Source organism: Streptococcus alactolyticus, from assembly GCF_042649785.1.
In the GTDB taxonomy this organism is placed as follows: Bacteria; Bacillota; Bacilli; order Lactobacillales; family Streptococcaceae; genus Streptococcus; species Streptococcus alactolyticus.
Window position 1 is genome coordinate 21178 of record NZ_JBHRZX010000031.1, and the last position, 6305, is coordinate 27482.

Sequence of the window (6305 nt, forward strand, 5' to 3'; positions counted from 1 at the left end):
TTTATTTCTCCAAATACGCTTTCATCTCTTCAAGTGGTATCTGATTGATGGCTGCACGCCCCAATTCAGGAACAATGACTGTCTTAATCATGTGTCCGCGAGCTTTCTTGTCATGTTTTAAAGCATTATAAAGCTCATCAACCTGCCAAGGTTGGTAATCCGTTGGCAAGCCAAATTTTTGGCACATGTTCTCAATAGCTTGGGTAATGCCTTGTGGCATCAAGCCTTTTTTCTCAGCCACACGAGAGATTTGCACCATACCAATCGCGACTGCTTCACCGTGCATGACTTTGCCATAACCAGCGGTTGCTTCAATCGCATGACCAATGGTATGACCAAAATTAAGGTAAAGGCGGACACCATTATCCAACTCATCCTCAACAACAACCCTGCGTTTCACATTACAAGAACGGTAGATAATGCTTTCAGCATGGGCCAAAATGCTCTCAGGCGAACCATCCATTGCAGACAGTTCTTCCCAAAGTTCCACATCATCAATCAATCCGTACTTGATAACCTCTCCCATACCTTCGATAAGTTCACGTTTTCCGAGGGTTTGGAGAGTTTCAGGATCAATTAAAACCCCATCAGGTTGGGTGAATGTCCCGACCATATTTTTCGCAAAAGATGTGTTGACGCCTGTCTTGCCACCAATAGATGAATCCACTTGAGCTGTCAAACTCGTTGGTATTTGCAAGAAATGAATTCCACGCATATAAGTTGACGCGACAAAACCAGCCAAATCACCAACAACACCGCCACCTAGAGCAACGATGCCATCACTGCGAGTCATCTCGTGTTTAACAAGAAATTCATAAGCCTTATTGACTGTCTTAAGATTTTTAGACGCTTCACCTTCTAAAAAATCAAAGACAATAGCTTCAAAACCAGCATTTTCAAGGCTTAATTTAACTGTTTCAGCATATAAACTGCCCACACGATTGTCCGTGATAATAGCAATTTTTTGTGGTTGCCACAATGTCGCCACCCAATCACCCGCTTTTGCTAGGGCACCCTTTTCAATCACAATATCGTAAGGGGTTGGAAGATTAACATTTAGTTTCATACGCGTCACCTACCTGTTATTCTTATTTTGTATTGTATTTTTCTTCAAGCGCTGACCAAATTTCAGCCCTGTTATTCTTATTTTGTATTGTATTTTTCTTCAAGCGCTGACCAAATTTCAGCAGTTGGCATGGTTTCTCTCGTCCAACATTCAAAGGCTTCAGCTGCTTGGAACAAAAGCATACCCAAACCATTTAACGCTGTTAATCCTTGACGGCGTGCCAAGGCTAAAAATGGCGTTTCAAAAGGTTGGTAAATGGTATCTGCTACCAGAATACCTTCTGGGAAGGTGAAATCTTCTGCGATAAGCATTGATATGCCGTCCATTCCCACGCTTGTCGCGTTCACAAATAATTGCGATGCCAAAACCTTCTCTTGAATCAAAGAAACATCCTCAACAGGGTAAACGTCAATAGATACGCCCTTTTTATCTGCTAATTCTTGTGCTTTTTGACGTGTTGCTTCTAAAAAAGCTGTTTGGTTGAAAATGTTAATGTGACGAGCGCCATTAAGTGCGGCTTGTGCAATAAGCGCCGTTGCTGCTCCGCCACCTCCAAGGATGGTCATGGTCTTATCTTTGACATCAAAATCAGCAAAAGTCGCTAAACTTCTAAAGAAGCCAATGCCATCAGTGTTGTGCCCAATCAATTTGCCGTCACGATGAATAACCGTATTAACCGCACCAATCAATTGTGCCGAGTCTGTCAATTCATCCATGTAAGGAATGACTTTTTGTTTGTAGGGCATGGAAATATTGACACCAAACATATCGTAGCGTTTGACATTTTCCAAGGTTACTTTGAGGTCTGCTTCTGGAATATCCCAAGCCACATACACCCCATTGACACCTGTCTTATCAAAGGCATAATTATGGATAAATGGTGAAATAGAGTGCTTAATTGGAGTTGCAACCACCGCTGCTAACCGCGTGTATCCATCAATTTTCATTAAGTACCTCCCTGATATGTCGCAAATCTTGTAAGGCGATTTGTCCTGGTGCGCTAACTTGGTCTAGGCAAGCAAAAGACCAAGATGACCCAAAAACATCCACCGCAAGACGTGACGAACGGCCGAGTTTGCCCATTGACATGGTGGCATACTCTTGCTCTGGGTTTAAGGTTTTAAACCCACGAGTGTAATTCATCAAATCCAAAACATCTTGTTCACTGTTTGGCATCACGGCAATCTTAACCACGCGCGGTGCCAAAGCTGTCAACTCAGAAAACGAAGCCATAAGATTTTCAGGTGTTTCTTCAAAATTATGGTAAGACAAAACCAGATTTGAAAACTCTAACATTTCCTGAAAAGCTGCTTTATGTGAGAAATACTCAAAGTCAATGTAATCTGGATGATAAATGGCATTGATGTCTTTTAACAAGGCAACATAATCCTCATCAGATATTTGCATCTGACCGCCTTCTTTATCGGTACGAATCGTAAAAAGAATTTCTCTGCCTGCAAAGGTTTCAAAGATAGCTGGGGCAACGGTCATAATGTCGTCTTTTTTCAAAACATCCGCACGCCATTCGATAATATCAGCTCCTTCAAATTTTGAAGCGTCAATATTCTGGGCCTCTTCTAAACTTTTAGGCATTATAGGTACTACTATTTTCATTTTTTAACCCTTATTGTAAATACTTTCAAATAATTGCTAACAGCGTCTGCCTCGTTGACTGTGAAATCACTTGGCAATTGTTGTAAGCGGAGGTAGTCATGCTTAACAGAAGCAAAGCCCTTTTCCAATTGCTTTTTGAACTGTGCTACTGAGACATTTGACGCATTGGTAGAGGCAATAATGATGCCGTCATCTGCTAGAATGTCTAAAGCTTGACTAATAAGTCGATGATAATCTTTAGCGACCGAAAAAGTGTGCTTTTTATTACGGGCAAAACTTGGTGGGTCGATAACAATAACATCAAAGGTCAAGTGCTTACGTTTAGCGTATTTGAAATACTCAAAAACATCCATGACCACAAAATGGTGAGCTGCTAAATCCAATCCATTGCTCTCAAAATGCGCTTTTGAGAGTTCACGAGAACGTTTGGCCAAATCCACAGACGTGGTTTCAACAGCACCACCCATGGCTGCCGCAACGGAAAAAGCTGCTGTGTAAGAAAACATATTTAAGACACGTTTTCCCAAACCCAGCTCGTTAATCAAGGCATTGCGAACATCATGTTGGTCCAAAAAGATACCTGTCATCAAACCGTCATTCATGAAAACACTGTACTTAACCCCATTTTCCAAAATAGTAAAATGGCTTGGTGCTTCTTGGCCGTAAAGGTGAGCTGATTCATAATTCAACCCTTTGAATCGAATTTTCTCATAACCGCCCTTGATTTCAGGATAAGCTTGTTGAAAAGCCTTCACAATCGTGTCACGGTGTTGGTAAACAAAGGGATTGTACCATGAGAATACAGCAAAATCAGCATAACGGTCAACCGTTATACCACCAAAATTATCTCCATCTTGGTTAAATAGCCGATAAGATGTCGTAAAATCAGAATTTTCAAACGGTTGACGCCGTTCTTTGGCTATTCGAAACAGATTAAAAAAATAAGCTTCCGTTAGTGTTACTTTTTTAGGGCTCAAGAACCAACCACGCCCCTTATTTTGTCGAGAAAGATAAGCTGTCCCTAAAAACTGGTGCGATTGATTATAAAGCCCCACCAACTGGTCATCGCCTTTAGCCTGATAACAATCTTTATCATCTAAAAGCTGAACCCCACGTTTTATTTTTTTTTCTGTAGAAGAGCCTACATATAGTTTATTCATAAAGCTTATTATATCAAAATTTTGTGCGTTTTCCTACTATTTTTTGCATTTCTTCTGGCTCCCTAAAATAAATTTATGTTATAATCTTAACTGAGATTTTGTCTTTAGGAAAAATAAAAAAAGGAAGTTCCTACAGTGAAAAAATTGAAACAGGTTATCTCACACGTGTTGAGTACACGTTTGGGATTCATTTTAACACTTTTATTGCTTTATTGGCTAAAAACCATGTGGGCTTATCATATTGATTTTACCCTTGATTTAGGAAATTTCTATCAAGTTATCCTATCCATTTTAAATCCCATCCCATTTGGTTTGTTCTTATTAGGGTTAAGCCTTTATATCAAACGAACCCGAACCTTTTATATTGTGAGTTGGATTACTTACACGATTTTAAATATCCTACTCATTTCTAATGTCATTTATTTCCGTGAATTCTCTGACTTTATTACCGTCAGTGCCATGCTAGCAAGTAGCAAGGTGTCGGCTGGTCTAGGGGATTCTGCTATTAACTTACTGCGTGTCTGGGATATTGTTTATATTCTAGATTATATTATTCTTATTACGCTTTTTGCGACGAAGAAAATCAGCATGGACCCGCGTCCATTTAACAAGAGAGCAAGTTTTGCGATTACAGCACTTTCAGGGTTGCTCTTTTCAATTAACCTCTTTATGGCAGAAATTGACCGTCCTGAGTTGCTCACACGTGGTTTTTCAAACGTTTATGTCGTTCGAGCCTTAGGTTTGCCATCGTTCACCGTTTATAGTGCCAATCAAACCTACCGTGCTGAAAAAGAACGAAGAGAAGCTACTGCTGATGATTTGGTCAAGGTAGAAGATTATGTCAAAGAGCATTACGCCGCTCCCGATCCTAAATACTTTGGTATCGCCAAAGGCAAGAATGTTATCGTGCTGCATTTGGAAAGTTTCCAACAATTTCTGATTGACTACAAGTTAGATGTTGATGGGCAATCCTACGAAGTCACACCATTTTTAAACTCGCTTTACCATTCAAAATCAACCATTTCATTTGCTAATTTCTTTAACCAAGTTAAGGCTGGTAAAACATCCGATGCCGAAACGTTGATGGAAACCTCACTCTTTGGACTGAGCAGCGGTTCTTACATGGTTAACTACGGTGGTGACAATACCGCTTATGCCGCTCCATCTATCTTGGCACAAACTGGCGGATACACCAGCGCCGTATTCCACGGAAACGTCGGTTCTTTCTGGAATCGTAACAACGCTTATAAACAATGGGGTTACAATTATTTCTTTGATTCTTCTTATTTCCAAGAACAAACCGATAAAAACTCCTTCCAATACGGTCTAAATGATAAGTATATGTTTGCAGACTCAATCAAATACCTTGAGCATATGCAACAACCATTCTATACGAAATTCATTACCGTAAGTAACCATTATCCTTATACTAGCTTAAATGGCGAATCTGACGAAGAAGGTTTCCCACTCGCTAAAACCGATGACGAAACCATTAACGGCTACTTCGCCACTGCCAACTACCTTGATGCTTCTGTTGAAGCCTTCTTCAATTACTTAAAAGCATCTGGTTTATATGATAATACTATCGTTGTTCTTTACGGAGACCACTACGGTATCTCTAATTCACGTAATCCAAGCTTAGCACCATTGCTTGGCAAGGATTCAGAAACGTGGACCGAATACGACAATGCCATGTTGCAACGTGTTCCGTTCATGATTCATATTCCTGGTTATACTGATGGTTTCATTAGTGATACTTATGGCGGTGAAGTTGATGCTTTACCAACACTTCTTCACTTGCTTGGTGTTGATACCAGCCACTTTGTTGAACTTGGACAAGATTTGCTCTCACCTGAGAACAATCAAATCGTTGCTCTTAGAACATCTGGTTACTACATCACACCAACCTATACTAGCTACGGTGGACACCTTTATTACACCGCAACTGGCGAAGAAATCACTAACCCTGATGAAAATACCGTCGAAGCCACGAAGAAAATTCGTGATGCGGCAGCTGAGCAATTAGCTATCAGCGACGAGATTCAAACAGGTGACCTGTTACGTTATGATAAAGACACTGGTCTTAAAACAGTTGATGCGTCATCAATTTCATATACACATTCGCTTAAAGATTTGAAAGCTATTGAGAAAAAACTGGGCGACGATTCAACCAGTCTATATAGCCAAAACGGCAACAAATCAACAGCAGACTTGTTCAAAGCACCTAGCTACATGCAACTTCACGAAAGCTCAACTAGCACAACAAGTTCTGAATCATCATCAACAGAAGCCTCGTCATCAGAATGATACCACACCAAAAAGCTCTTACTCCTATTTAGGAGTAAGAGCTTTTTTATTCTTATATTCCAAAAAATAGCAAAAACATACTAAGATTAGTAGTGAGAAAATCTCCGACGGGAGAAAGTACTCTCTACTTTTTCTTTTATGTTAAAGTAGTGGTGTCT

General features: G+C 40.1%; 5 protein-coding genes. 1 reads left to right on the forward strand and 4 read right to left on the reverse strand.

The genetic code is table 11. The features are described 5' to 3' along the window. Position 1: 1 nt before the first annotated feature. The 4 genes from aroB to ACFORE_RS06615 form a co-directional block, all read right to left on the reverse strand. Positions 2 to 1066, reverse strand: a complete 1065-nt coding sequence (gene aroB / locus ACFORE_RS06600) for a 3-dehydroquinate synthase (protein ID WP_293963395.1) — start codon at positions 1064 to 1066, stop codon at positions 2 to 4. Positions 1067 to 1143: 77 nt separating this feature from the next. Then, positions 1144 to 2013 carry a shikimate dehydrogenase gene (locus tag ACFORE_RS06605; RefSeq protein WP_380435067.1) on the reverse strand — a complete coding sequence of 290 codons (870 nt, stop codon included), beginning with the start codon at positions 2011 to 2013 and terminating at the stop codon, positions 1144 to 1146. Next, positions 2003 to 2680 carry a type I 3-dehydroquinate dehydratase gene (aroD, locus tag ACFORE_RS06610; RefSeq protein ID WP_269725498.1) on the reverse strand — a complete coding sequence of 226 codons (678 nt, stop codon included), beginning with the start codon at positions 2678 to 2680 and terminating at the stop codon, positions 2003 to 2005. Before aroD ends, ACFORE_RS06605 begins: the two co-directional genes overlap by 11 nt. Next, on the reverse strand, positions 2677 to 3840 hold the full coding sequence (locus ACFORE_RS06615) for a class I SAM-dependent rRNA methyltransferase (RefSeq protein ID WP_154455139.1): 1164 nt from the start codon (positions 3838 to 3840) through the stop codon (positions 2677 to 2679). The genes aroD and ACFORE_RS06615 overlap by 4 nt, the downstream gene beginning before the upstream one ends. A 135-nt stretch (positions 3841 to 3975) precedes the next feature. Here ACFORE_RS06615 and ACFORE_RS06620 point away from each other — a divergent pair, with 135 nt between their 5' ends. Beyond that, the gene (locus tag ACFORE_RS06620; protein ID WP_269725499.1) at positions 3976 to 6147 is read left to right on the forward strand and encodes an LTA synthase family protein; all 2172 of its coding nucleotides are present in this window, start codon (positions 3976 to 3978) and stop codon (positions 6145 to 6147) included. Positions 6148 to 6305 lie beyond the last annotated feature (158 nt).

What these genes read in the sequence shown, in the direction of transcription:
- ACFORE_RS06615 (WP_154455139.1), bottom strand. Translation starts at nt 3,840, where the DNA reads ATGAATAAACTATATGTAGGCTCTTCTACAGAAAAAAAAATAAAACGT.
- aroB (WP_293963395.1), bottom strand. Translation starts at nt 1,066, where the DNA reads ATGAAACTAAATGTTAATCTTCCAACCCCTTACGATATTGTGATTGAA.
- ACFORE_RS06605 (WP_380435067.1), bottom strand. Translation starts at nt 2,013, where the DNA reads ATGAAAATTGATGGATACACGCGGTTAGCAGCGGTGGTTGCAACTCCA.
- aroD (WP_269725498.1), bottom strand. Translation starts at nt 2,680, where the DNA reads ATGAAAATAGTAGTACCTATAATGCCTAAAAGTTTAGAAGAGGCCCAG.